The following is a 23,047-nucleotide window of genomic DNA, read 5'->3' as shown; positions in this document are numbered from 1 at the left end:
TAAACAACCGGCTACGGCGGTCATTGAACTATCGCTGCCCAGCCGATCTAATGCCTGAACTAGCTTAGCAACTAGACCACTTCTAAGAATAGATTCTTAGTGTTGCACTTGATTTGACAATTGAGGTCTTTTAAAATTCCGTTAACAGAATTACGAACAACTGCCTCTAGTTCGGACAGTGTAACGGTTTGTTTTGCTGATAATCGCTCTTGGACCAGCATAATAAATGGTCCAAACAGCAGTACCGTCACATAATCAAGATTGGTGATGTTTAGTGCATGCTGTTCAATTGCCCTATCAACCAACTGTTCAAGTGGTTTTGCCGACTCATTTCCCACCCTCAAAGCATTTTCATCAATCAGTTCCGGGTTAGCTCGGATGGCCGTGAGAAAAACGGCCTCAAGCGGATAATTGACATACATTCTAGCAAAGTGCATAACAGCCAAATAAATTTGGTCCGCAATTGTCTGCCCCTTGTCAATATCTGATGTCAGATTAGCATCAAACAAATTCTTTATCCTAAGGAACATTTTTGAAAGCATGTCAGTCTTATCCTTAAAGTAAACGTACGGTGTGCCTGAACTGACCTGTGCGTGTTTAGCAATCTTACCAAACGATAAACCTTGAATTCCCTCTTCCTTGGTAATCACTAGAACGGCCTGCTCAATTAACTGTCGCTTTTGATCATCTCTTTTTCGCATGTTCATTATACTAAACGATCATTTAAAAAAGTCAATAACTAAATGAATATTTAGTCATCGACTTTTTTCGCATTTACCAATTGAAGGAGGATTGGGGCCCTGTTATTCTCACTAACACTCTAACTTTATGCCACTTCCAAGTCGTGGGTATCCCCTGTGAATGCAATTCATTGAATTGCCGAAATAAAACATGACGAAGCCTTGCAAACAATAGTATTTGCACGGTTAAAAGGGATACCCGCGGATATTCGGCCCCATTCCTTTTAAATTTTCACTCGATTAACTGTGATTAACCGAAAAGTCCGCGAATTGATCACTAGCTGTACGAAATAGTTCGAGTTTGTTATGTAATAGTTCTTGCCTTTTTGTTTCAACGTAGTAGCTGAATCAGTTAGTATTTCACTTACCATCCTTTCGATATCTGAAATTGATAACTTATCATTTAATTTCTTATTCACCCGCTGATACACTAACTCTGTATAGCACACACTTTTTTTAATAGTTGATAGTGTCGCCAGTCGTTGTTCTTTATCGATGGATTGCTTAATTGGTGACGCTTGATATACCTTATCGTTCATCATTATTCAGTTCTTTTCCCTAACACCCAAGTATTTCAGTCAAGTTTCATTTAATACCCTCAAACAGTGTACAAGCCCTTCAACCGACAAGTGATTGAGGGGCTTGTTACATCTGAATTATATAATTCTCTTGCTATCAATATTAGTGGCCCCATAAAGTAGGGAACCAGCCCAATAGCAAAATAATTACCAAAATAACCCACCAGTACCCTGACATAAAATCCCAAAAGTTCATCTTGCCAAATCGCCGGACATAACGATTCTTCCTGGGATCATATGTGAATTGAGTAGGATCGACTTTAGCATCCTGTTCTTCAGTGCCAAAAACCAGTGTGTCCAAACTAACATTGAAAATATCAGTGAGCTTAATTAAGTTTGCTAAATCAGGCGTGGCATCCCCTGACTCCCACTTGGAAATTGCCTGACGGGTTACAAACAGTTTGCTCGCCAAATCGTCTTGAGTGGTGTTGGTTTCTTTACGCATCTTTTTCAGTTGCGCCGGAAATTTGTTCATTGTTGAAAATCCTCCATCAATTTAAAAGCGTTTCTTTCTAAAGATTAAATAACCAACCGTCACGAAAATCCCAATGTAGCTTGTGGTACTACAAAGCAGCTGCACATTCGAGAGATGACTCGTATCAACGTAAGTCGCGTAATTGTAGTATTGCCGCGTTAAATTCGTTAAGTTAAACGGATTCCACCGTAAAATATGTACTGCCTTATTGCCATTGAGTAAGCTAGCGGAAATAAACTGGCCAACAAAAATCATCAGCAGATTCACACTAATCACGACGGCATTGTTGTTAATCAAACAAGACAGCAAAAAAATCAGGCTAATAATGAACGTCGTTGTCAGCACATCTATTGCAGACGTCTTCAACATGTTCTCCCACAATGGTTGGTGATACAGATAAACTGTTGACCACGAAACTGGGCGACTGAGCGGCGTCATCCCTAGAATAATTGTAAAAGCCGTTGCAATAGCGTGCAGCAAAATGTTGTAGCCTAAAATCACAATATACTTTGAGAAATACACTGTCCGCTTATTAGCGGACTTATAAATCAACGTTAAAATGGCATTATTTTGAAATTCCATTGAGAAAAATGTCGCCCCAACTACAGCCAAAATCAATATGATCCAATCAGGCGCATCGTAACAAGTCGTCATTAGTAACTTACTTTCATTATAGCCAATCGTGAATCCCGTTGTCACCATCAGTCCAAGCAAGACTAATGGTGAAATCCAAACCATCTTTTGATGAATTAATTTATAAAACTCTTGGTATAGACTAAAACGCATTTTATTGCCCCTTCCCTACGCGAGATCAAACGTATCGTCGTTTGAACAATTGATAGCCAATAAATCCAAAACCAGCAGCGTAAATCAGATTAGCCACGACGATTTCTAAGTTATTCAAGTGAGACATGTTGGCATACGGTGAATTGGCCAATTGCTGTGTTACAAAAATCATGTTTAATGGATTCCAGCGCACAACTGTTGTCAAAGAAGTAAACGAATCCATGAGGGCCACCGAAATGGACGCACCGAGAAAACCCAGTGCTAATCCAATACCGATAACGGCAGTGTTCATTTTTAAGAGTGTAATCAGTAGAAAAGCCAACGTCACAATAAAAAGACTATAAACTAACGTTCCGATAACATTACCAAGCAACAAGTTAATGCGCGTAGGCTGTCCAGTGGAATACGTGAACCACCCGTACTGACGCCCAACCATCAAGAATTTCAAAACGAACGTTAAAACAACGGCAACCACCGTTAATAAAAGACTGTATAGCCAAACAACTACTAGTTTTGCCAAGTACGTTTGCCACTTGTGAGAATTCTTATATAACACCACAAGAATGGTGTGATACTGGTATTCCATCGCTAAAAAGGTTGACGCAACGCCAATAATAATCACTGGAATCCACTGAACGGCGCCGAACTCAAAGACTAAAGTAGTTGTATTTACACGCACCGTTAACACGTTGTACAACATTAAAATAACTAACAGAACGATACCGCCGACAAACGTTCTTTGGTGAATAAATTTAAAGGTTTCTTCAAGTAGACTACGCTTCATGATCGGCCCTCCGCTGCTGTTCAAGAATCGTGACCACAACTTGTTCAAAATTAGTTTCAATTGGCGCCAGTTCCTTGAGGTGAATCTGCTGCTGATACAAGGCATCCTGAACATCAAAAATGTTGTCTCGCTTAACCCTAAAAGTATTGCCCTCTTGTTTGTAATGAATTGCCCGCTGTTTCAATACCTGCGCAGTTAACACATCGTTTTCTGTTAAAAGTTTGTAATCTCGATGATGTAGTTGTTCAAATTTCTCAAACGGCTGGTTCACAATGATTTGACCATGATTAATGAGCACCACATGCGTCATAACCTTTTGCAGTTCACTCAGAATGTGGCTTGAAATTAGGAATGCAGTTCCTTGATCGGCATATTGCTTGATAAGTTTGCGGACACCAATCGTTGCTTCAACATCCAACCCGTTCATTGGTTCATCTAGAATAACTAGCTGGGGATGGTTCAACAACGCGATGGCAATGCCCAACTTCTGCTTCATTCCCAGTGAATAGCCTTTTGCTTTTTGCTGAATGTAGTCAGTCATCCCCAAATCAGCAATAAGTCGCGCCATGTCTTGATGATCATGAGAATAAAGCGCTAGATTTTGGCGACCTGATAAAAATGGATAAATTGCTGGGTGCTCAATCAACGCACCAACGCTGTTCAGTGCCTCGTGTTGATTTTCTGTAACGGGTTGGTGATTGATTTGAATACTACCTTCAAATTTAGTCAGTCCAAGAATAGTTTTCATAATGGTCGTTTTTCCGGCACCATTGGGTCCAATCAACCCAACAATATTTCCCGCATTAATGTCAAAGGACGCACGTTTGACGATTTTAGTTCGACCAATATAGGTCGTTACGTTTTGAACTTTGAGCATAATAATTCACCCTCCAAATTGCTTTTTGACTACCTCCACTATTTGCTATAAATCCGCTCGCAGACAAGCAAACAAATACTACTTTTCCGCAAATTGAAAGCCACATTCGCGCAACTGGTGGTGACGCAATCAAAGTGCAAACGCCGACATACCAACGTTCAGTTAGGTTGCATAGTGGAAAATGACGATAACCACCTTTCCATCTCTCTTTCTAATCGATTCGTCTACAAGTGGTAACAAAAAACGCCCAAATTAAGGGCTATTTTCGTGTAGATGCTGGAATATAATGACCCAACTCAAATCCTGGTGAATCGACAACAAACAATTTTTCTTTACCCGCAAAAGGTCATGCGGATGAAAAATCACCTTAAATGTGAGACATAACACTGGCTTCTGATCACCTAACACGAATAAGGCGTTCATGGGAGAATTACCCATGAACGCCTTATTCGTGTTGCCTGAGTTTCGTTGACTACTTGCAATCAAACTCAATCATCGTGCGGGGGACCTGATACATTTCATCCAGTTTCAACAAACTCATATTTTTCTTTTAGACCTGAACTAGTCACACCTTTTTATCATCAAGTGACTAATGTTAATCGCAATTTGTTCACGGGTCAGTCCCTGCTCACGTTGGTAAGCATAGCTATCACTTTTCAGCATTGAAATAAGCATGTCGGCTCGAAATTTCAATTCGCTCTCGCTAATGTTATCGCTGATTGGTTTTAGTGCCTGCATGGTCAAGTTAACTAACTGTTGATATAACGGGCTGTGATAAAACGTGCTCATGACAGATGGCCCAGTTTCAATTTCAGTCAACAACTGTATTCTACGCTCACGAAACTCAAGCCATCGAGTCAAAAAATTCTCGAACTGTTTAGTTACCGATGACGCAGAATTATGCAGTTGTGCCTCTTCACCCGTGATAAATTGCTGAATGTAGTCAAGTGACAGTGCCATGCAAAGTTCACTCTTATTTGGAAAGTTACGGTATAGCGTACCTGTTCCAATGCCGGCGACTTGCGCAATGTCCTTCATGCTGACAGTTGAAACCGCTCTTTCCTTAAATAACTTGGCAGCGGCATTTAAGATTTTTTGCTGATTAATTTGCGCATCTTTTCGCATCAATTAGCCCTCCATTATTACAACTAGTACCATACGCTAAAAGCGTGTTCTTGACAAATGGAGTATGCTCCGTTTATTATCAATGCAGACTCTTAACGCAAAGAAGGTTTATCTAATGCTCATTTTTGCCTATGGTTTAGTAATTGGAATTTTTGTTAGCTTGATTGGTGGTGGCGGTGCTGCTTTATACCTCGGAGTGTTGACCAGCCAATTAGGCTTGTCATCTGCGGTTGCAGTACCAACGTCATTACTCGTAGCATTACCGGCCTTATTCTTCGGTTTTCTGACACAATTACGTGTTAAAAACGTTAATTTTCATGTCGGCAACCAAATGATTGTCGCCGCTATACCTGGCATTTTAATCGGTACATACAGCGCACAATTCATCCCTAAAACACTGTACAACTGGATTGTCGGCACCATTTTCATTGTTATGGGCGCAATGGTTTTGTTTAAATCAATTCATCAAACGCACAATACTCACACAGACTCAACACAGGTATGGTTGGCGCGATTTTTTGGTTTACTAAGTGGTCTAATGGTCGGCATCGGCGGTTTAAGCGGCGGTGCAACAACAGCTGCAGGTCTCACATTATTAGGATTAACTGCCGTTGAATCCGCAGGTACGGCTACATATGTGCTCATGACCATGTCATCAATTAGCCTAATCGGTCACTTATTTATCAGTACGTTTGCTTGGCAAGCAGGTTGGTTGCTGATGCTGGGCGCTATCGTTGGCGCGGTGATTACGCCGGTGATTATTCAACACCTTGATTTGCGTCGAGTAAATCGTGTGCTAACTCCCTTCTTGGGACTGCTCATTATTTATTTTGGGGTAAAAATGTTTATTTAACATTTTAAATGCTAGGCCATTCACTGCGGTAAAAACTTGAGGCTCATAGACTACAAATAACAGCAAAAAACGCCCATCTAGAAAAAATTCTAGATGAGCGTTTTTAATTTGAATTATTTTAATTCGAGTTTCTCAGTAATTTGATCGTAGACAGCTTGCGTATTCATACCGGTTAATAATGGAACCCCATTAATAACCTTATCCTTAACGTTGTCTGGTACTAGCGTAGTACTAACAACAGCATCGTAATCATCGATGTGGTTAACTTCGTCAGAAATTTTGCTTTGCAACATCTTGACTTGACCATCAAAGCCTTCGTCAGCTAACCAATTCTTGATTTTTCCTGTAACAACCGTGGATGTTGCCACGCCAGAGCCACAAACTACCATTAATGTTTTCATATTTTCGACCTCCAATGTCGAGTTTCCTGAACAACTAATTCAAACGTTACTTTTTATCTGAAACCGTTGTTGCAGTTTTACGGAATTTGTTTTGCCAAATCATCAAACCTAATACCACGATACCAATTAAACCAATACCACCCCAGCTGATCAGTTTGCCCAAACCAACAATTAACAATGTGGTCCAAGTCCCACCATCACTTAATACAGAAATGGAAGAATTCCCTTGCAGACTGAAGTGAGCGCCCTTTGCGGCAGCGGTAACCAGCGGTGCAACCCATGATGCAATGTACAAACTAACCACGATATCGACAATACCGCCCAAGATAGTCCGTAAAATATCACCACGGAAAACAGCGGCCATAACAGCAATCATGAATGGAATGGTTGCCAAATCACCGAATGGCAACACAGTGTTACCAGGTAAAATAACGGCAATCAACAGTGTTAGTGGCACCAAGATCAAAGCTGAAGATAAAACAGCTTGCTGTCCAACAGCCAAAGCACTATCCATCCCAATGTATAAGTCACGACCAGGGAACCGTTTCTGAACAAAGGCGTTGGCCCCTTCTGAAATTGGTGTCAAACCTTCCATCAATAAGGACACCATCCGTGGCATCAATAACAAGACGGCAGCGGTGTTAACACCAAGTTGGAGGGTTTTAGCAACTGAGTAATGTGCTAGAGCACCGATGACTAATCCAATTACCAAACCAATGACAGTTGAATCACCAAAGATACCCATCCGCTTTTGGACTGTTTCTGGGGTAATCTTAACCTTGTTGATCCCAGGAATGCGGTCAAACAACCAGTTTAATGGCAATGCCATCAAGAAGCCAGGTGCTGAGGCCCCTTGTGGGAATGAAATACCTTCCAATCCGTAATACTTCTGAACGGTTGGCGCAGCTAAATCCGCCAATAAATAAATCAACATAACGTGAACAATCATGGTAAATAACCCGAGGGCAAAATCATGTGTCACAACATAGACAAGTGAACCTGTAAAAGCTATGTGCCAGTAATTCCAAACATCGACGTCCAATGTTTTCGTCAAGCCAACTAGTAACAAGATGACGTTTGCAATAACCCCAACTGGAATTGCCAAACTACCTAAAACAGTTCCGTAGGCGATGGCAGATGCTGCGGGCCAACCAATGTCAATAGAGGTCAGATGCAGACCAAAATTTTTAACCATCGCTTGAGCGGCCGGTCCAAGGTTTTTAGTCAACAGACTGATGACCAAGTTTAGACCAACGAACCCAACCCCGACCGTTAACCCAGCCTTGAATGCCTTACCGGGTTTGATGCGTAAAATAAGTGCAAAAATAAATAATAAAACTGGGAGCATAACACTCGCTCCTAAATTAACAAACCACTGTAACGCTGCCATTACAATTCCTCCAATAATTAATCAATCTCTGCTTGTTTCATAATGTCTTTGAAGTCAGCAGTAGTACTGATAGTCGTCAACTTCTTCATTAGGTCATCGTTCTGGAATAGTCCCATTAACCGCTGCAGCATCGCTAACTGCAAATCAGGATCATTCAGTGCCAACATAAAAATCAATTTAGCTGATACGTCGGCGTTGTCGCCCATTTGATTAAAATGAACTGGTTCCCTTAATTGAAGGAAGCCAATTTGTGGTTTAATCACGTGAACCGCGTCCGTATGCGGAATGGCCACTCCCATTGATGGTGCAAGCAATCCCGTTGGAAATTGCTTTTCACGACTTAAAATGCCTTCTTTAAAACTTGGTTTAACAACGCCAGCTTTTTGTAATGCATCGGCTAACGTCGTTAAGGCTGTGGTTTGATCGGTCATTGACTGGTCGAATAAAATCACATCTTTGTCAAAATACACGTGCGACTACCCCTTTCACTTCTTTTACTGCAATAATAATTGGACCTGTGACACCGTTTTTTGTGCCACTAATTTTTCTGTGACCTGCTCATCAGCTAGCTTCGTTAGCAAAGCCATCAACTGCGGATCCGTTTGTGCCGCGGAGGCATTGGGCGTTGCCAGCATCACAATCAATCGAACGCTTAGTACTTGGTTCCAATGCTGGGCTGTGGGAAATAAGCCAACCAAAACTGTGTTCTTAAGGACAACGGATCCCACAGCGTGTGGCATTAAGATTTGGGGCGCAATCATGGTCATCCCCTGTTGCTCACGTTTGACAATCAAGTCATTAAACGCGGTCACGTTGTTAATGCGATTCAATTGGCTCAAGCGTTGTGCCATGTGTTGAAACGTCTCTAAAGAACTGTCTGAAGGTGATAGTGACATGAAAAATAGCTCTTGCGGATCAATCATCAGCTGTCCCTCCGTTCAATCCAATTAGCGACTTGATCCCGATCAGCCTTTGTAAACATCGCACTAACCATCACCACACTGGTATCGTCAGCCGGTGTTACGTTGACCGTCGTGATAATAAGGTCAATGTGCCCGTAGTTAGCCGCATGCTTTAGATACCCGTCTTTTGAAACAACGGCCACCACATCCAAGTCTGGGAAAGCCTTCTGAACTTTCACCCGGATCAGTTGTGATGTCCCAACGCCGCTGGCACACATAATGAGAATTCGTTTGGCCGGCTTAGCCTGCTCTAGATACTTCGCAAAGTACAGGGTAATAAAACCACTTTCGTCAGCACTAATCGCTGCTGGCAAAGCAAATTTCGTTTGCGCCTCACTGGACAGTTGCTTAACTTGGGCAAGTTCATCAGGGTATTCGGATCCAATTTCCTTCAATAAATGATTGGCCACCGAAATGCCATTTTTCAATCGATTGACCATTGGCTTGATATGATTACGTAAATCCGCAACCAGCGCAGTTCGATCCACGGCACGGCCATTAAAATCAAAACCATCGACATAGAACACGACAAGTTGATCAACCAACTGATCTTCATGATTCGTACTCGGCAATTCACGGTCGTACCGCATTGAGACCATGTACTGAAGTAGATAAAAGTCTTCGATGGCAGGCAATGTTGTGTTAAGGTAGCGGCCAATTTTCCCGATAATTTCTCGAGCCACTTCTGCAAACTTGGGGTTGCGCTCTGTCAACGCCTTTTGATCAGCAGTCAGCCGATTCTGCTCCGGATCATCAACGACCTTGCCCTCACGAAAACGACTCATCAAAATATAGAGATGTGAAAAAATATTTATGTTATACGGGTAAGGAATCGTTAGCTTCAATGAACGCTCCAAGTATTCCAGTTGAGCGATTAAAAACCGCTCATCAAACGATGACAGCTCATGGAAATCATCGATAAAATCATCGATGCTTTCTTTATCCATGAGGTCACCCTTATTGATCGTATTTCGAATCGCCTGACGAATGTTTGGTTCGGGACCAGTTATAGATAAACGACGATAGCGATGCTTTAGTACCAGTCCAAAAGACAACGCTAGCTTATTCATCAAGGAAATATCGTTTTCAATCACCGTTTCACTCACGTAATAATGTTCATACAAGCGGTCAACGTTTAAATCAAACGGCGCGTTGAACAATAGCTCCAGTAAAATCCGGTTCCGTCGCTCAATTGGTGAATAGTCCAAGGTGTTATCCACGCTGGTATTCCGTTCATAAATATACCGATCGTAATTTAGGCGATACCCCCTTCCACGTACTGCCTCAATAACATCACCAGACTCGGAACTATCATTAATGCTGCGGACATTTCGATAAATCGTTTTAGTAGATGTGTTGGTGACCTCAGAAAGTTTGTGGGCAGTGATGTAATCGTTTTGTCGCATCAAAATATCAATCAAAGCTTGTTGCTGATCATTTAATTGCATAAACGCCCCACCCCTTTTAATATAATAGGCTAGAAAAAGTATCCGCTTTCACAAGATAATGTCCTTTGCAAGGGACATTTTGAGCGGGATTCCACCTAATCGCTCTTAAGTTTTTCAAAGTTGTTCAGGGAAAGTTTGCCCTGAAGCTATTCTCCTCGCGGTATTACGGATCTTTATTTTGCCTGATCCATCAAGGTTTCAGCAATTATTCTGCCTATTGGTCAACGATATATAGGATAAACCGTGCAACTAAAAAAAGGTTCTCAACCTGCACCAGTTGGTTGAGAACCTTAATATGAGTTATTTAATACTTTATATCTTGATGCTCCGCTTTTGCATTAAGCATCTCCGTCAAATAATTACGATACTGTATTGCTAAGGATTCAGGATACTCAATTTTCATGTTTTTGCCGTAACTTAGCAGGTATTCAACCATGTACGTTTCTTCAGCAATATTATAGCCACCGCAGACGTAAGTTTTATCGTTTTCCTCAACTAACCGCATATTCGGATAATGATCCCGTAAAAAGTGATCACGCCCTGCTTTGTTCACAACACATCTAAATTGGATATTGTGGTACGTCGCTTCATATTTATCCTGTAGCTGTCGTAGTTCAGCGTTCGAAAACAGTTCTACTTGGCCATCGTATAGGCTAATTTCGGTTAATTTATCGCAGCGGTAGGTTCCCCATTCATGTGTTGCCAAATCAACGGCACTACAAAACCAAATGCCATTTCGATAGAATAATTCAAAAACTTGAATGATGCTTTTTCTCACTACATGTTGCGTATCTGTGATTGAAAGTGCCTGTTCATTTAAAATCGATTGCATCACGATATCCAAACTAGCGACACTTTTAACCGGTGCTGTGCTATAGAAATAAACGGCGCTAGCCATCGAGTCAATGCCCTGCCGTTGCTTCTTTGGCAGTGTTTCCAATAGTTTCTTTTGAATTTGCGGAAATGACTTTTCAAACGGATTACTGGATAGTCCCTTCATCCCTGACAAAGCAAAGAAAATCGCCTGAACTTCCTGAACACTGAAGGTAACCGGCGGCAACAAGGTTTGGTTCAATAACGTATAGCCGCCATATCGGCCTGCATCTGTATAATACGGCAAACCAATTTCCGACAACTCGTCAAGGTCTCTTAATGCCGTCCGTTTGGAAATGTTAAATTCACTGGTCAAATCTTCAAGATGAAATCGTCTTTTATTATTGAGATAAAAAAGTTCTTGATTGAGTCGTTCTGATTTTTTCATAATGTCCTTAATGGTGACTTATTATGACACCTTTAACTGATAACCTTATGTTATCAAATCAAAAGGAGAAACGGAAACCATGAAAACATTATTAATCAATGCGCATCCAGATTTTGACAATCCTGAATCATATTCAAATACACTTGAGCAGAAGTTTATGAGCGACTATAACGAGAAATTCGAAGCCGATGATTTAACCATCCTTAATTTGTATGATATGGAAATACCTCGAATTGAAAAGGGGCAGCTCTTATCCGTTTGGAAAAAAGAAGCTGATCACATTGAACTAACGCCGACGGAACAACATATTGCTGATCTATCCGCTGAATTATTGAAACAATTGGAAGAAAACCATCGTGTGGTGATTTCTCTGCCGACCCACAATTTTAACGTCCCTTCTAAATTGAAGGATTGGATTGACAACATTCTGATTGCTAGAGAAACGTTCAAATATTTATCACAGCCATTAGCAAGTGGACAGTCTTCAAGAGGTTTAATGACGAACGACTATCGATTGATGATTCTTATCGCCAGTGGTTCAATTTATACGCGCGATGACTTCTACTCAGGAATGGACTTTGCAGTGCAATACTTAAAAGCTATCTTTGCCGGCGTGATGGCGTTTGGTCAAGTCAACATTGTCCGTGCAGAAGGCACTTCCATTATGCCGATTTCACGAGAGAATATTTTAAATGCTGCTTTTGCGGAATTGGATACTCAGTTTAATGAGTTCTACGAGAAACAGTAGAAATTCTGCACCGGTCTCGTTCTAAAATCAGACAGCAACGTCAAAACGACCTATTCTCTCAAAATTGTGAATAGGTCGTTTGGGTGGTTATGCAACATCAGTTAGATACCCATTCTAAATACACTTTTTTAAACCACCTTAGTCTGGATCGTCGGATTCTTGTCTGCAGAATTAAGCAAACGTGGCACAATCTGTAGGAAGATAACACCTGAAAAGATTGCGGCAACAACATCACAAATTGGTTGCGCTGCAAAGGCCATATAAGGTTGAAATAATACTGGTAATAACAGTACGCCAAGCACATACAATTCCTTACGAAATAACGAACAAATCAATGCAATCCTCGTTTGTTCCATCGCAATGCTCATGTCTGTTACCGTCCATTGAACAGCCATGAACAAAACACCGGCCGAATAAAGTTTGATGTATGGTACTGCTCGTTCAATTAGCGTGGTATCAGATGTAAATAAGTGCACAAATAGTGGTGTGGCAAACAAACTAAACAACAACATAAGTGAACAAAATGTTAAACAGACAAAGAAAACTGACCACAAAGTACGTTTAACCCGACCATATTCACGGGCACCTAAGTTAAAGCTCACAATCCCCTGTGACCCCATCGTAATTCCACTCAGAGGGGAGGTAATTAATAGCATGTAACTTTGAATAATAGTGGCACAAGTCACTAAAACATTGCCATTTTTTGGTCCGCCTGTTCGTTGCAAAACTGTATTTAATAGAATTAACAAACCACTGTCTAGTGCGTAGGTTAAAAATGGTGCAAGTCCTAATCGCACTATTTTTTGACACAAATGCCAATCTATTTTTCTCCAATGTAACCGAGCCGCTAATGGTAACTGACACAAGCAAGCAATTGCAAAGGTAGCCGAAACTGCCTGCGAGATAACAGTAGCAATGGCCGCTCCAGCGACGCCTAAATGAGCGCCAAAAATTAAAATCGGATCCAATATTATGTTAAGTACAGTTCCCATTAATACAGTTCCGACACCAATACCAGCATGGCCCTGCGCGATTAAGAAGCTATTCATACCCCCAGATAAAAGTGCAAAAACGGTTCCACACAAATATATTGATAAAAATTCTAAAGCGTACGGATAAATAGCAGTGCTTGCACCAAACCACCATAAAAGCTGTTTTCTCAACAACCAAAAAACAACTGTTAAGCTTAAACCAATTCCAATTAATAGTCGCAAAGAGTTCGCAATAACTGTTTCAGCCTTAGGAAAATTCCCAGCGCCCAATGCCATTGCCATAACTGGCGTACCACCTTGCCCAATCAAATACGAAAAAGCGTATAAAACTGCGATAATTGGACTACAAATACCGACACCAGCAAGCGCATCTGTCCCAATTCCAGAAATATGACCGATGAACATTCTGTCGACCACACTGTATAAAACATTAACGAACTGCGCCAACATTGTTGGAACCACCAATCGTAACACTAGCGGTAATATCTTATCCTGTCCTAAATTGTTTTCTCTCTTTTGAAACATTGCCAGTTCCCCTCTAATTCATTGCATTAAGGGAGCTTACATGAAATTGTATTTAATAGTTTTGAATAATCTTTTTGGCAGTTGACAACAGCAATTCACGTGCCTCAGTTGGGCGTACTAATTGAACTTGATTACCAAATGACAAAAGCCACCGAACCAGGCTCTGAATGTCACTGTACTTACCTGCAAGAAGTAGACGACCATCATCTTCAACATGCAACTGTTCCGGACTAAATTCGTCCATAACACGCCACTTAACTGATGAATCAAACAATGCCGTAAATTGAATCGCATTCTTGTCATGTTGAACTGGTCTCATATCCGGCATTGGCACCTCTCTAGGCCTAAAATGCGTTTCTTGCATCTTCATATCCGTCATTCGATTCAGCTTGTAAAGGCGACATTCATCGTTCTGAAGACTCCACCCCCACAAATACCAATTAGCCCACCTAAACACGACAAAATAAGGTTCAACTCTTCGCAATCCCTCATGTGATTTTGAAACATACATAAACGTTAGTAGATGGTGCTGTTCGATTGCATCTTGAATGACTGAAATTTTAGGTGCCAAACGTGCGTGATACCAAGAAGAAAGATCAATCAACATATAATCGCGTCCGTTGACAATTTCTGTTGAACCTACCTGGATTTTTTCCATGAGTTCTTCATAATAATGACTACCGCTAACACTATCTAGGCTCCGTAAACCCGCAAGAATGCTTTGCATGTCTCGTGATGTCAATAAGGTTCGGTCCATTCGGTAACTATCAACGATTGAAATTCCACCACCGGTACCACGGGTCGTGTATAGCGGCACGCCAGCCTGTGTCAACACATCAATATCGCGATTAATTGTTCGTTTAGAGACTTCAAATTGCGTAGCTAATTCTGGCGCGGTCACTTTATCCTTTTGCAAAAGAATGGCTAGAATACCAATCAACCGATTAATTTTCATGTAAACTCCCTCACTTGATTAGATTAGCAAAGTCAACGTGACACCAGTATGTCATGTTAGACAAAAAAAGAAAATTACTTTTAAATAAGAAATTACCAGACACGACTTGCTAAGCTTATTGGCAATTTTTTCTATCCGCGGTATGATTTAGTTAACATTTTGTTTTGGGGGAATAATCATGAATAAAGCGCGCCTTGAAGCGTTTACCGATGCCGTTTTGGCCATAATTTTCACGATTATGATTTTAGAATTCAAGACACCAAAATCACTAAAATTCAGCGCAATTTTTAGTCAGGTTCCTTATTTGATTTCATATGCCATCGGCTATCTATTTATCGGTGCAGCTTGGTACAATCACCACTTTTTATTCGGTAAGGCAAAAATCATTACACGTCATGTATTTTGGGCAAATAATCTGTGGTTGTTTGGCACCTCATTTTTACCAGTAGCAACTGCGTGGGTGAAGGCATTTTCGCCCGCGGCCCGCAGACTTTCTACATGCTAATTTATGCAGTTTGGACGATTGCGTTTGTCATCTTGGCCAAACAAATTATCAAGGCTAACGAGAACCATCCAGCTGTCGTCAACAGTATTAAACACCTGACGCTTTATCGTTATTTAACCTACTGGCCCGCTGTTACGGTACAGGTTGCGTTACAGATTTTGTCACTTCTATTCTTCCCTGCCGGCAACCTGATTCTGATTACTTTGCAGATCATTACGTCTGCCATTTTTTCGAATAAGGAAAGTGACAAGATTACTGGCCCTTAATTAACACGCATAAGGTCTATTTACCAATAATCGAATGATCACCTGTATTAATTAAAAACAATGTTTTCCCGTCCTCAGAAATTGTAAATAGTAATAACCAATTCTGAGATAAATGGACATCAAAAACGCCAGCAAGGTCACCACGCAAAGTGTGATAAAGATACTGACGTTTTAGCGTTTCTGTATCGTTGGCAATAATTAGATCAACAACTTGACTGACACATTTAACTGGATAATGCTTCTTAGCAAGTCGTTTCAAATTGCGTCTAAACTGTGGCGTGGTTTGCACAAATTCAATCATCCTGATCCTCATCTAACTGGCTAAGGTATTGTTCAAATTCGTCAACTGAGTATTTCTTTAATCCCTGACCATTTTGTATCGCCTTAAGGGCCTCGGCTGTTTCAAACGGCATATTTTTGTTTGTGGGTCTAAAGGGCATGCCATCATCCTTAATCATCTGTTCCACAAAGACCTGAATTGCACTACTCAGACTTAATCCCATCCTATTGGCAACACTTTCTGCTCGTGTCTTCTTTTCAGTTGAAATAGTAAAAGTAACTCTGGTTGTCGCTTTTTCAGACATAATCATGTCTCCTTTGCTGTGCATGAATGTAACATTTTATACACATTTTAGCACACAGATAAGAATTCAAAAATTATTTAACTTCACTTTTTTTAACAGTAAATTAACTTATTAATAGAATTCACCGCATAACAAAAGGCTCCCAACCAATCCGGTTGAGGGCCTCATTTTATATCAAATATTACTTGTCTAACTTAACCTTGCTTTGAACTTCCAACTTGTCGTTGAAGTCGTAAACAACTGGTTCACCAGTTGCCATTTCCAATGAGACGATGTCTTCGTCAGAAATGTTTTCAATGTACTTGGACAAAGCACGTAATGAGTTACCGTGGGCAGCGATGATAACGTTCTTGCCATCAAGCAACTTAGGTGCAATTTCGTCTTCCCACAAAGGCATAACACGTTCCAAAGTAACCTTCAGGTTTTCACCACCGGGAACGATCTTTGGATCCAAGTTAGCGTAACGACGGTCCTTTGATGCAGAACCTTCGTCATCAGCACTCAACAATGGAGGCAAAACATCGTATGAACGACGCCAAGTGTGAACTTGGTCATCGCCCCACTTTTTAGCAGCTTCAGCCTTGTTTTGGCCTTGTAAAGCGCCGTAATGACGTTCGTTTAAACGCCAAGTCTTGGTTTCAGGAACCCATAATTGGTCGGATTCTTCCAAAGCGTAGTGTAAGGTCTTGATTGCACGAGTCAAAACTGAAGTGAAGGCGTAGTCAAATTCCAAACCATGTTCCTTGATCAATTGACCAGCATGCTTTGCTTCTTCAACACCCTTGTCGCTCAAGTCAACGTCAACCCAGCCAGTAAACTGGTTAGATAAGTTCCATTGTGATTGACCGTGACGAATCAATACTAATTTAGCCATCTCTAATAACCTCTTCCTTAAATGTAATAATCAATTCATTATAACCGAAATCCGACACAAATTACATAGGTCACACTACTTTCCGTCATTCACGCTGGACTCACGTTTGGCACGTCGGCGTTCCCGCATCCGTTTGATACTCGGTCGTTCGCGACCAATTGACTTAACGCCCAGTAGATCAAGGAAAAATGTAAATAGTGGCACGCCGAAAATCAGTCCCCAGACACCGAATAAACGCTCACCAACTAGTAAAACGACAAACGTATAGAAGATGGGCAACTCGGTTCGACTAGCATAAAACTGTGGATTCAACACATAGGCTTCCAACGTGTGCACCACGAGGATCATTACCAAAATATAAATGACGTAGTCCAGACCACCGACAGAATAACCAATTAAGCCAAGCGGAACTACGGAAATAATTACCCCTGCCACCGGAATCAAACTTAGAATAAAGATCATTAACGCCAAGGTTGGCAACTGTGGCATCCGCATGAAAGCCAGCGTGACCGTTGTAATCACTGTATTGCAGATAGCAATGAAAAATTGCGCTTCAATAACAACACCAAACGTGTTGATGAACTTCTTAAATAGATAGGAAACGTCTTGAAAGAACCACCCGTATGTAGAGTCCAAAAACAGGTGTGAAAATTCGCGCACCCGCTTGTTCTCGACAGTGAAGAAGAAACTCAGAATCAACGAGAAGAACAAGGTTAACGCCATTTGCCCGATATAGCCGACGTAATTCAAAATGATGGTCGCCCAGTTTTTAAGCTGATTCATGAAGTCTAACCGTTTGGCATACTGATTAATGAAATTCACCACATAGTTCGTGTCATGCGATGGATTTCGATAAAAATTGTAAACGGTATTCGCCATTTTGACCGTTTCATCAATTAGTTTGGGAATATAATTCGTAATCCCTGAATATAATCCCAGAATCACTAACAAGTAAATGGCAATCACAATCACTGCCGCTGGTATCTTCACAAATCGGCGGATAAACTGTGTCAGCCGAGTAACCAAAAAGGTAAACACAAATGTTAACAGGACAATGCTAATCATAGAACGCATTAGCCACAGCGCCAGCACGATGAATCCCAACACGGTCCAACGCCGCAGCGACACGTTTTTCACAAATCGTTGATAGTATGTTGTCACAACCAAATCCCCCAATAATTTCTCTGCTCTAACTGTAACTCACTGCCCATTTTTCAGCCACTCACAGCACCACAAACTCATGAAGAACTTAATTTTTGGACTAAAAAAAGTAGTCGGCACTATTAGTCGACTACCCTTTGAAAATCGTCAGAAACGATTTTAATCATTGAAATTAATACTATTCGGCAACACTTTCAGCCTTGGCCTGGAAATCCAGCTTCAAATCATCGAGTCCCAGCGCGTGGTGAATGATATATGAAGTGGCCCCCAACAAAGCAGATTCAGTGTATCCCTTGGTCAGAATGACAGGCGTGTCGCCATCGGGCATCATCTGAACAAGTGAATTACGAACAGATTGAAGAATCTGTGGGAAACGTTTGAACATATCCCCATTTAAGATCACCACGTCCGGAGCAAAACTCGTGGAAAGATTCGTCAAAACCCGAGACAGGTAGTAGGCAAAATCATCAATCGGTTCCATAACCCGCTCATCCTTGTGGTAATAGGCCTCGGTAAGCTTTGCAAAGTCCATTTCCTGCCAACCCATACGTTCCCGAATCGCCTTGTTTAGGGCTGGTTCAGACGCATAAACGTCGGCGGCAGCCATCTTACTATGGTCATAACGATCTACAAGGTAGGCTTCACCAACTTCACCAGCATGACCCTCATGACCGGTATACAGATGCTGGTCTGCAACGATACCTGCCCGCAAGTGTTTACCAATCATCAATGTAACCAGATTCTTAAACAGCTCATTGTCATGAAAATCACGCTCATAAATAGCTGACAGATTAGCTGCGTTTTCAATCAATACCGGCACCTGGAATTTATCAGCAAAGTACTTAGCCAGGTCAAAGTTTTCCAGGCCTTTGAGTTCTGTATTAATAATGTGATTGTTATAAACAGTGCCGTCAATCACAAACGCAATACCAGCCAATGATTCGTCACTTAATTGACCAACCGCCTTAGCAATCGCCGCCGTAATCATATCCATAACAGTAGTTAAATTAATACCCTCTGTATCAATCGTTTGGGCGCTTAACTTAGATGCGTTAAAGCGACTAATTAAGATATCAACACTACTGCTGCCCAGGTTAATTGCCATAACGTAGTTTTTGCTAACGTTAAGTTCTCCCATTACTGGTCGGCGACCACCGTTTTTAGTGCTAACACCGTGACCAACCTCACGAATAACACCGGACTTCAATAACTGATTATAAATATCAGAAACAGTCTCCTTATTTAACTCCAGATTACGTGAAATCTGGCTACGCGAAATTGGTCCTTCATTAATAATTTGTTGGAGCACCTGCTTTTCATTGGTGCTGCGCATGATGTGCTTATTAATAATCATTTTAACGCGATAACAAATGATCTAAATCTAATTGCCCATTAAGTGTCTTAACAGAACGATTAGATTTAATTCGTTATCTCTACCCTCCTAACGTCGCCTATAAACATCTTTATATATTCATAATAAAATGCTAGTACGTAAAAGTACACAAAATAGGCATTTTTAGCCCTGTATTGAACAATGTTTTGTCTAATTCCTTTCGTGTCCGCTTTACAAACTAACTAACCGATGCTTTTCGAGTGACGTTACAACCTTAAATAAAGGACCTACTATATTTAAAACCAATTAATCAAAAGATGATTACACCGTCAGTATAACAAGATAGCATAGTCTATACCAATACAATCATCCGGCTTTTCTAAACTACTGAATTTTATATCCTGAAGAAATTTCCTGCAAATCTTTTGTTAGAAAGAATTGGTAAATTAACTGACAATCTAAATCAAGTTTGTTTGCGTTCTGAACAAATCGACTTATATAAAGCATTTTTAGCCATGTTTAAAGCGTTGGGTGTTTTGGCAAACAGCGTTATACTGAAGATTGTATTTTTAAAAAACATGATGGCATTTTTGCCATACGGGCACTACCATCAAACGGTTAACGAGAAAGGAACAGAAGGATTCATGCTGGATAAGACATTTTACAAGACATTTCTCAGTCACTCATTCAACATCCCTGTGCGTGTCAATTATTGGGACGGCACCAGCGATGTTTATGGTGGTGACGGCGAACCACAGGTGACAGTTACCTTTCATGAACTTGTGCCAATCAAGTCATTAACGCGCAACGCGTCATTGGCACTTGGTGAAGCTGTTATGGACGGCCGCATCGAGATTGACGGAAGTATTCAAAAGCTGATCGAGTCCGCTTATGAAAGTGCTGGCAGTTTCTTTAACAACAGTAAGTTCAAACGGTTCATGCCAAAGCAGTCACACAGTGAGTCACATTCTAAGGAAGACATTCAAAAACATTACGATGTTGGTAATGACTTCTATAAATTGTGGTTGGATCCAACGTTAACTTACTCATGTGCTTACTTCGAGCATGATGATGACACCTTGGAACAAGCACAGTTGAACAAGGTTCATCACATTATCAAGAAGCTTGACCCTCAACCTGGCAAACGTCTGTTGGACATTGGTTGTGGCTGGGGTACTTTAATGCTCACGGCTGCCAAAGAATACGGTTTAAAGGTCACTGGGATCACGCTAAGCCAAGAACAATATGACTTGGTTAAACAACGGATTATCGATGAAGACTTACAAGACGTTGCCGAAGTTCGTTTGGAAGACTACCGCGAATTAGGTAACGAAACGTGGGATTACATCACCTCAGTTGGGATGTTTGAACATGTTGGTAAGGAAAACTTGGGCGCCTACTTCAAGTGTGTGGCCAAATACCTGACTGATGACGGTGTCGCCTTGATTCATGGCATTACTCGTCAACAAGGCGGTGCCACGAACGCTTGGCTCGACAAATACATCTTCCCAGGTGGTTATGTTCCCGGTTTAACGGAAAACATCGACCACATGATCGACGCTGGTCTGCAGGTCGACGACATGGAACCACTACGTCGTCATTATCAACGGACCACGGAAATCTGGGACAAGAATTTCAATGAGCATCGTGACGAAATTGCCAAACAATTCGACGAACGCTTCATGCGTATGTGGGACTTGTACCTGCAGGCATGTGCGGCTTCGTTCCAGTCTGGTAACATCGACGTCATTCAGTTCCTGCTCACTAAAGGTGCATCTGGTCGCGTGCTGCCAATGACACGGGATTATATGTACAAATAATGTTTCACACCAACAACTGTCAATTTCTTGACAGTTGTTTTTTATTTCCGTCAAGCTAAGTTACAGTAGTCAAAAAAACGGAAAGGCCTGCACGTAGTTTCCCGTTCCGTCTGGCAGGGATGCCATTCCGTGGGACCGGTCCTCAGCCTCCCCAAACCGGAGTCTTTAACCTCGATTTTGAGCCACAAACCGTCTCAAAAGTCGTCCCGCAACACTACGTGGCCAAGACCCGCCACCAAGTGTTGCCTTCACGGAATTCTCTCCCTGCCCGACTTCACTCACATTATGGATTATTGACAACTTTAGCAATTGTAAGTGCAAGACAAGACAGCATATTCGACAACAGGCGGAAAGTTACCAGGCGATAACTTTATTCAGCATAACGATGTGAGAAAGTAGCTTGCATGCACAAAAAAACTGACCATCAAGAAACGATAGTCAGCTGTAAATTCATTTAATTTTATAAGAATGTTGTTAATGCCCACATGAGCAACAACCCCAATACCACGGACAGTGTCATTGAACGCGTGAAGTACGCGATGACAATGACAAGCACTGCGGAAATCATAGCGGCAATGTTACCTACAGAAAACGTATACGTCGAGGTGACGAAAATTTGCTTCACAATTAACGCGGTGAACAACGACACAGGCACAAAGCCCATCCACTCGTTGAACCAGTCTGGAATTTTACGTTTGGAAAAAAACAACATTGGGAAGTACCGCGGAATAAAGGCCGCCACTCCCGCCAATAACACTAAGGCTAAATCATTCATGGTCGTGATCCTTGTCTTTCTCTTGTTCTTCCTTCAACAGTCGCTCTTCAGTCAGCTCCTGTTCGTTAATCGTCTCGCGCGTTCCCGAAGGACCACGAACCTTGTACAGTAGGGAACTGCCCGGTGCCATCGAACGAATCACCCGATCAGCCAAGAATCCAGCTGTTGAGGCAAGCAACGTCGCAATCACAATCCCTAAGGTACTCTTTAACGCAACACAGAAGAAAGCAGATAATGCGCCCGCTAAAATGGCTGTCAGCAGCGTTAAACGGCGCTTAACCTGCATCGTAACCATAAACAAGAATAAAGCAGTCAATGCAAAGTCAACAATCACTAAATTAATGTGTAATGATGACCCGATTAAACTCCCAACCACGTTTGAAAATGCCCAGGTGTACAACGCATAGTGTTCAACCAATAAGGCATTACTTGGTGTCCAATATTTATCCGTGGCAAACTTCAAATAGTTTACCGCGTAGTTTTCGTCGTTTAGTGAAAACGCGAAACCCAAAATAAATTTGTGGGATGACTTTTTGAGATAGTGTGACAAACTAGAACCCAATAGTGCATACCGTAATTCAAGGAAAAACAGCATAATCACAATCTGGGAAATTGGTGCATGAATCGTTAACATGGTGGCAATCAAAAATTGCGCACCACCTGAATACACGATCAATGACACAAGTGCCACCAACCATGTATTCAAACCGCCCGCATGCAATAGCACACCACAAGCCAAGCCAATGGGAATATAGCTTAAACATAGCGGCATCGCAATCTTTAGCACTGCCAGCCAGTTCGCCGGTTCCTTTTTCAAAATGCATCCTCC

At 41.5% G+C, this 23,047-nt stretch carries 27 protein-coding genes; 5 read left to right on the top strand and 22 right to left on the bottom strand.

The features are described 5' to 3' along the window. Positions 1-71: 71 nt before the first annotated feature. From LDK34_RS09830 to LDK34_RS09800, 7 genes are all read right to left on the bottom strand, one after another. On the bottom strand, positions 72-701 hold the full coding sequence (locus LDK34_RS09830; protein ID WP_236941801.1) for a TetR/AcrR family transcriptional regulator: 630 nt from the start codon (positions 699-701) through the stop codon (positions 72-74). A 263-nt stretch (positions 702-964) separates the two neighbouring features. Then, positions 965-1,279: a DUF3781 domain-containing protein gene (locus LDK34_RS09825; RefSeq protein WP_236941804.1), complete on the bottom strand. Its 315-nt coding sequence runs from the start codon at positions 1,277-1,279 to the stop codon at positions 965-967. A 142-nt stretch (positions 1,280-1,421) separates the two neighbouring features. Further along, on the bottom strand, positions 1,422-1,793 hold the full coding sequence (locus tag LDK34_RS09820; protein WP_178941944.1) for a helix-turn-helix domain-containing protein: 372 nt from the start codon (positions 1,791-1,793) through the stop codon (positions 1,422-1,424). Positions 1,794-1,814: 21 nt separating this feature from the next. Then, positions 1,815-2,579, bottom strand: coding sequence for an ABC transporter permease (locus tag LDK34_RS09815; RefSeq protein WP_178941943.1), 765 nt, complete (start codon positions 2,577-2,579; stop codon positions 1,815-1,817). Between the two features lie 25 nt (positions 2,580-2,604). Beyond that, positions 2,605-3,363, bottom strand: a complete 759-nt coding sequence (locus tag LDK34_RS09810; RefSeq protein WP_178941942.1) for a DUF2705 family protein — start codon at positions 3,361-3,363, stop codon at positions 2,605-2,607. Next, the gene (locus tag LDK34_RS09805) at positions 3,353-4,240 is read right to left on the bottom strand and encodes an ABC transporter ATP-binding protein (protein ID WP_178941941.1); all 888 of its coding nucleotides are present in this window, start codon (positions 4,238-4,240) and stop codon (positions 3,353-3,355) included. The genes LDK34_RS09810 and LDK34_RS09805 overlap by 11 nt, the downstream gene beginning before the upstream one ends. A 561-nt stretch (positions 4,241-4,801) precedes the next feature. Further along, a complete protein-coding gene (locus LDK34_RS09800; RefSeq protein ID WP_178941940.1) occupies positions 4,802-5,365 on the bottom strand; it encodes a TetR/AcrR family transcriptional regulator in 564 nt (187 codons plus the stop codon). Positions 5,366-5,480: 115 nt separating this feature from the next. On the opposite strand from LDK34_RS09800, the gene LDK34_RS09795 reads away from it, so the two are divergent. Continuing rightward, positions 5,481-6,218, top strand: coding sequence for a sulfite exporter TauE/SafE family protein (locus tag LDK34_RS09795; RefSeq protein ID WP_236941800.1), 738 nt, complete (start codon positions 5,481-5,483; stop codon positions 6,216-6,218). A gap of 113 nt (positions 6,219-6,331) precedes the next feature. Here the strand turns inward: LDK34_RS09795 and LDK34_RS09790 are convergent, their stop codons facing one another. From LDK34_RS09790 to LDK34_RS09765, 6 genes are all read right to left on the bottom strand, one after another. Then, a complete protein-coding gene (locus LDK34_RS09790; RefSeq protein WP_017263080.1) occupies positions 6,332-6,619 on the bottom strand; it encodes a PTS sugar transporter subunit IIB in 288 nt (95 codons plus the stop codon). 46 nt (positions 6,620-6,665) lie between these two features. After that, positions 6,666-8,009 carry a PTS galactitol transporter subunit IIC gene (locus LDK34_RS09785; RefSeq protein WP_017263081.1) on the bottom strand — a complete coding sequence of 448 codons (1,344 nt, stop codon included), beginning with the start codon at positions 8,007-8,009 and terminating at the stop codon, positions 6,666-6,668. A gap of 17 nt (positions 8,010-8,026) precedes the next feature. After that, positions 8,027-8,479: a PTS sugar transporter subunit IIA gene (locus LDK34_RS09780; RefSeq protein WP_178941938.1), complete on the bottom strand. Its 453-nt coding sequence runs from the start codon at positions 8,477-8,479 to the stop codon at positions 8,027-8,029. A gap of 24 nt (positions 8,480-8,503) precedes the next feature. After that, positions 8,504-8,932 (bottom strand): PTS sugar transporter subunit IIA, encoded by a 429-nt coding sequence (locus tag LDK34_RS09775; protein ID WP_178941937.1) that lies wholly within the window; start codon positions 8,930-8,932, stop codon positions 8,504-8,506. Further along, positions 8,932-10,419: a BglG family transcription antiterminator gene (locus LDK34_RS09770; RefSeq protein ID WP_178941936.1), complete on the bottom strand. Its 1,488-nt coding sequence runs from the start codon at positions 10,417-10,419 to the stop codon at positions 8,932-8,934. The genes LDK34_RS09775 and LDK34_RS09770 overlap by 1 nt, the downstream gene beginning before the upstream one ends. Before the next feature lie 304 nt (positions 10,420-10,723). After that, the gene (locus LDK34_RS09765; RefSeq protein ID WP_178941935.1) at positions 10,724-11,680 is read right to left on the bottom strand and encodes a helix-turn-helix transcriptional regulator; all 957 of its coding nucleotides are present in this window, start codon (positions 11,678-11,680) and stop codon (positions 10,724-10,726) included. A gap of 79 nt (positions 11,681-11,759) precedes the next feature. Here LDK34_RS09765 and LDK34_RS09760 point away from each other — a divergent pair, with 79 nt between their 5' ends. Next, the gene (locus tag LDK34_RS09760) at positions 11,760-12,428 is read left to right on the top strand and encodes an FMN-dependent NADH-azoreductase (RefSeq protein WP_178941934.1); all 669 of its coding nucleotides are present in this window, start codon (positions 11,760-11,762) and stop codon (positions 12,426-12,428) included. Between the two features lie 128 nt (positions 12,429-12,556). Here the strand turns inward: LDK34_RS09760 and LDK34_RS09755 are convergent, their stop codons facing one another. Together LDK34_RS09755 and LDK34_RS09750 are read right to left on the bottom strand one after the other, a co-directional pair. Continuing rightward, entirely contained in the window at positions 12,557-13,945 is a 1,389-nt protein-coding gene (locus LDK34_RS09755; RefSeq protein WP_225439146.1) for an MATE family efflux transporter, read from the bottom strand. Between the two features lie 52 nt (positions 13,946-13,997). Continuing rightward, positions 13,998-14,900, bottom strand: coding sequence for a helix-turn-helix transcriptional regulator (locus LDK34_RS09750; RefSeq protein WP_178941933.1), 903 nt, complete (start codon positions 14,898-14,900; stop codon positions 13,998-14,000). A 178-nt stretch (positions 14,901-15,078) separates the two neighbouring features. Between LDK34_RS09750 and LDK34_RS09745 the strand changes: the two genes are divergently transcribed. Then, complete coding sequence (locus LDK34_RS09745) at positions 15,079-15,405, top strand: TMEM175 family protein (RefSeq protein ID WP_225439145.1); 327 nt, start codon at positions 15,079-15,081, stop codon at positions 15,403-15,405. Then, positions 15,399-15,671 carry a hypothetical protein gene (locus LDK34_RS09740; RefSeq protein ID WP_225439144.1) on the top strand — a complete coding sequence of 91 codons (273 nt, stop codon included), beginning with the start codon at positions 15,399-15,401 and terminating at the stop codon, positions 15,669-15,671. Before LDK34_RS09745 ends, LDK34_RS09740 begins: the two co-directional genes overlap by 7 nt. Before the next feature lie 16 nt (positions 15,672-15,687). On the opposite strand, the gene LDK34_RS09735 is transcribed toward LDK34_RS09740, so the two are convergent. The 5 genes from LDK34_RS09735 to LDK34_RS09715 all read right to left on the bottom strand — a co-directional run bounded on the left by LDK34_RS09735 (position 15,688) and on the right by LDK34_RS09715 (position 19,644). After that, positions 15,688-15,972 (bottom strand): type II toxin-antitoxin system RelE/ParE family toxin, encoded by a 285-nt coding sequence (locus LDK34_RS09735; protein WP_178941932.1) that lies wholly within the window; start codon positions 15,970-15,972, stop codon positions 15,688-15,690. Then, on the bottom strand, positions 15,965-16,255 hold the full coding sequence (locus tag LDK34_RS09730; protein WP_178941931.1) for a type II toxin-antitoxin system RelB/DinJ family antitoxin: 291 nt from the start codon (positions 16,253-16,255) through the stop codon (positions 15,965-15,967). The genes LDK34_RS09735 and LDK34_RS09730 overlap by 8 nt, the downstream gene beginning before the upstream one ends. A 181-nt stretch (positions 16,256-16,436) precedes the next feature. Further along, complete coding sequence (locus tag LDK34_RS09725; RefSeq protein ID WP_017263091.1) at positions 16,437-17,129, bottom strand: 2,3-diphosphoglycerate-dependent phosphoglycerate mutase; 693 nt, start codon at positions 17,127-17,129, stop codon at positions 16,437-16,439. Between the two features lie 75 nt (positions 17,130-17,204). Beyond that, a complete protein-coding gene (locus LDK34_RS09720) occupies positions 17,205-18,290 on the bottom strand; it encodes an AI-2E family transporter (RefSeq protein WP_178941930.1) in 1,086 nt (361 codons plus the stop codon). A gap of 178 nt (positions 18,291-18,468) precedes the next feature. Continuing rightward, entirely contained in the window at positions 18,469-19,644 is a 1,176-nt protein-coding gene (locus tag LDK34_RS09715; RefSeq protein WP_236941799.1) for an ROK family protein, read from the bottom strand. A 623-nt stretch (positions 19,645-20,267) separates the two neighbouring features. Between LDK34_RS09715 and LDK34_RS09710 the strand changes: the two genes are divergently transcribed. After that, positions 20,268-21,443, top strand: coding sequence for an SAM-dependent methyltransferase (locus tag LDK34_RS09710; protein WP_017263094.1), 1,176 nt, complete (start codon positions 20,268-20,270; stop codon positions 21,441-21,443). A gap of 460 nt (positions 21,444-21,903) precedes the next feature. On the opposite strand, the gene LDK34_RS09705 is transcribed toward LDK34_RS09710, so the two are convergent. Next, positions 21,904-22,218 carry an AzlD domain-containing protein gene (locus LDK34_RS09705; protein WP_236941798.1) on the bottom strand — a complete coding sequence of 105 codons (315 nt, stop codon included), beginning with the start codon at positions 22,216-22,218 and terminating at the stop codon, positions 21,904-21,906. Continuing rightward, positions 22,211-23,035: an AzlC family ABC transporter permease gene (locus LDK34_RS09700; RefSeq protein ID WP_017263096.1), complete on the bottom strand. Its 825-nt coding sequence runs from the start codon at positions 23,033-23,035 to the stop codon at positions 22,211-22,213. The genes LDK34_RS09705 and LDK34_RS09700 overlap by 8 nt, the downstream gene beginning before the upstream one ends. Between the last annotated feature and the right edge of the window lie 12 nt (positions 23,036-23,047).

Origin of the sequence: Furfurilactobacillus milii, assembly GCF_021654115.1 — a bacterium.
Lineage (GTDB): Bacteria > Bacillota > Bacilli > Lactobacillales > Lactobacillaceae > Furfurilactobacillus > Furfurilactobacillus milii.
The sequence above is the reverse complement of the archived record's forward strand: the minus strand, read 5'-3'. Positions and strand labels throughout refer to the sequence as shown.

Excerpts from the sequence above, each read along its gene's own strand:
- LDK34_RS09790 (WP_017263080.1), bottom strand. The coding sequence starts at position 6,619 with ATGAAAACATTAATGGTAGTTTGTGGCTCTGGCGTGGCAACATCCACG.
- LDK34_RS09745 (WP_225439145.1), top strand. The coding sequence starts at position 15,079 with ATGAATAAAGCGCGCCTTGAAGCGTTTACCGATGCCGTTTTGGCCATA.
- LDK34_RS09820 (WP_178941944.1), bottom strand. The coding sequence starts at position 1,793 with ATGAACAAATTTCCGGCGCAACTGAAAAAGATGCGTAAAGAAACCAAC.
- LDK34_RS09795 (WP_236941800.1), top strand. The coding sequence starts at position 5,481 with ATGCTCATTTTTGCCTATGGTTTAGTAATTGGAATTTTTGTTAGCTTG.
- LDK34_RS09770 (WP_178941936.1), bottom strand. The coding sequence starts at position 10,419 with ATGCAATTAAATGATCAGCAACAAGCTTTGATTGATATTTTGATGCGA.
- LDK34_RS09715 (WP_236941799.1), bottom strand. The coding sequence starts at position 19,644 with ATGATTATTAATAAGCACATCATGCGCAGCACCAATGAAAAGCAGGTG.
- LDK34_RS09705 (WP_236941798.1), bottom strand. The coding sequence starts at position 22,218 with ATGAATGATTTAGCCTTAGTGTTATTGGCGGGAGTGGCGGCCTTTATT.
- LDK34_RS09775 (WP_178941937.1), bottom strand. The coding sequence starts at position 8,932 with ATGATTGATCCGCAAGAGCTATTTTTCATGTCACTATCACCTTCAGAC.
- LDK34_RS09805 (WP_178941941.1), bottom strand. The coding sequence starts at position 4,240 with ATGCTCAAAGTTCAAAACGTAACGACCTATATTGGTCGAACTAAAATC.
- LDK34_RS09800 (WP_178941940.1), bottom strand. The coding sequence starts at position 5,365 with ATGCGAAAAGATGCGCAAATTAATCAGCAAAAAATCTTAAATGCCGCT.
- LDK34_RS09810 (WP_178941942.1), bottom strand. The coding sequence starts at position 3,363 with ATGAAGCGTAGTCTACTTGAAGAAACCTTTAAATTTATTCACCAAAGA.
- LDK34_RS09760 (WP_178941934.1), top strand. The coding sequence starts at position 11,760 with ATGAAAACATTATTAATCAATGCGCATCCAGATTTTGACAATCCTGAA.
- LDK34_RS09730 (WP_178941931.1), bottom strand. The coding sequence starts at position 16,255 with ATGTCTGAAAAAGCGACAACCAGAGTTACTTTTACTATTTCAACTGAA.
- LDK34_RS09785 (WP_017263081.1), bottom strand. The coding sequence starts at position 8,009 with ATGGCAGCGTTACAGTGGTTTGTTAATTTAGGAGCGAGTGTTATGCTC.
- LDK34_RS09765 (WP_178941935.1), bottom strand. The coding sequence starts at position 11,680 with ATGAAAAAATCAGAACGACTCAATCAAGAACTTTTTTATCTCAATAAT.
- LDK34_RS09740 (WP_225439144.1), top strand. The coding sequence starts at position 15,399 with ATGCTAATTTATGCAGTTTGGACGATTGCGTTTGTCATCTTGGCCAAA.
- LDK34_RS09735 (WP_178941932.1), bottom strand. The coding sequence starts at position 15,972 with ATGATTGAATTTGTGCAAACCACGCCACAGTTTAGACGCAATTTGAAA.
- LDK34_RS09755 (WP_225439146.1), bottom strand. The coding sequence starts at position 13,945 with ATGTTTCAAAAGAGAGAAAACAATTTAGGACAGGATAAGATATTACCG.
- LDK34_RS09750 (WP_178941933.1), bottom strand. The coding sequence starts at position 14,900 with ATGAAAATTAATCGGTTGATTGGTATTCTAGCCATTCTTTTGCAAAAG.
- LDK34_RS09825 (WP_236941804.1), bottom strand. The coding sequence starts at position 1,279 with ATGAACGATAAGGTATATCAAGCGTCACCAATTAAGCAATCCATCGAT.
- LDK34_RS09710 (WP_017263094.1), top strand. The coding sequence starts at position 20,268 with ATGCTGGATAAGACATTTTACAAGACATTTCTCAGTCACTCATTCAAC.
- LDK34_RS09815 (WP_178941943.1), bottom strand. The coding sequence starts at position 2,579 with ATGCGTTTTAGTCTATACCAAGAGTTTTATAAATTAATTCATCAAAAG.
- LDK34_RS09830 (WP_236941801.1), bottom strand. The coding sequence starts at position 701 with ATGCGAAAAAGAGATGATCAAAAGCGACAGTTAATTGAGCAGGCCGTT.
- LDK34_RS09725 (WP_017263091.1), bottom strand. The coding sequence starts at position 17,129 with ATGGCTAAATTAGTATTGATTCGTCACGGTCAATCACAATGGAACTTA.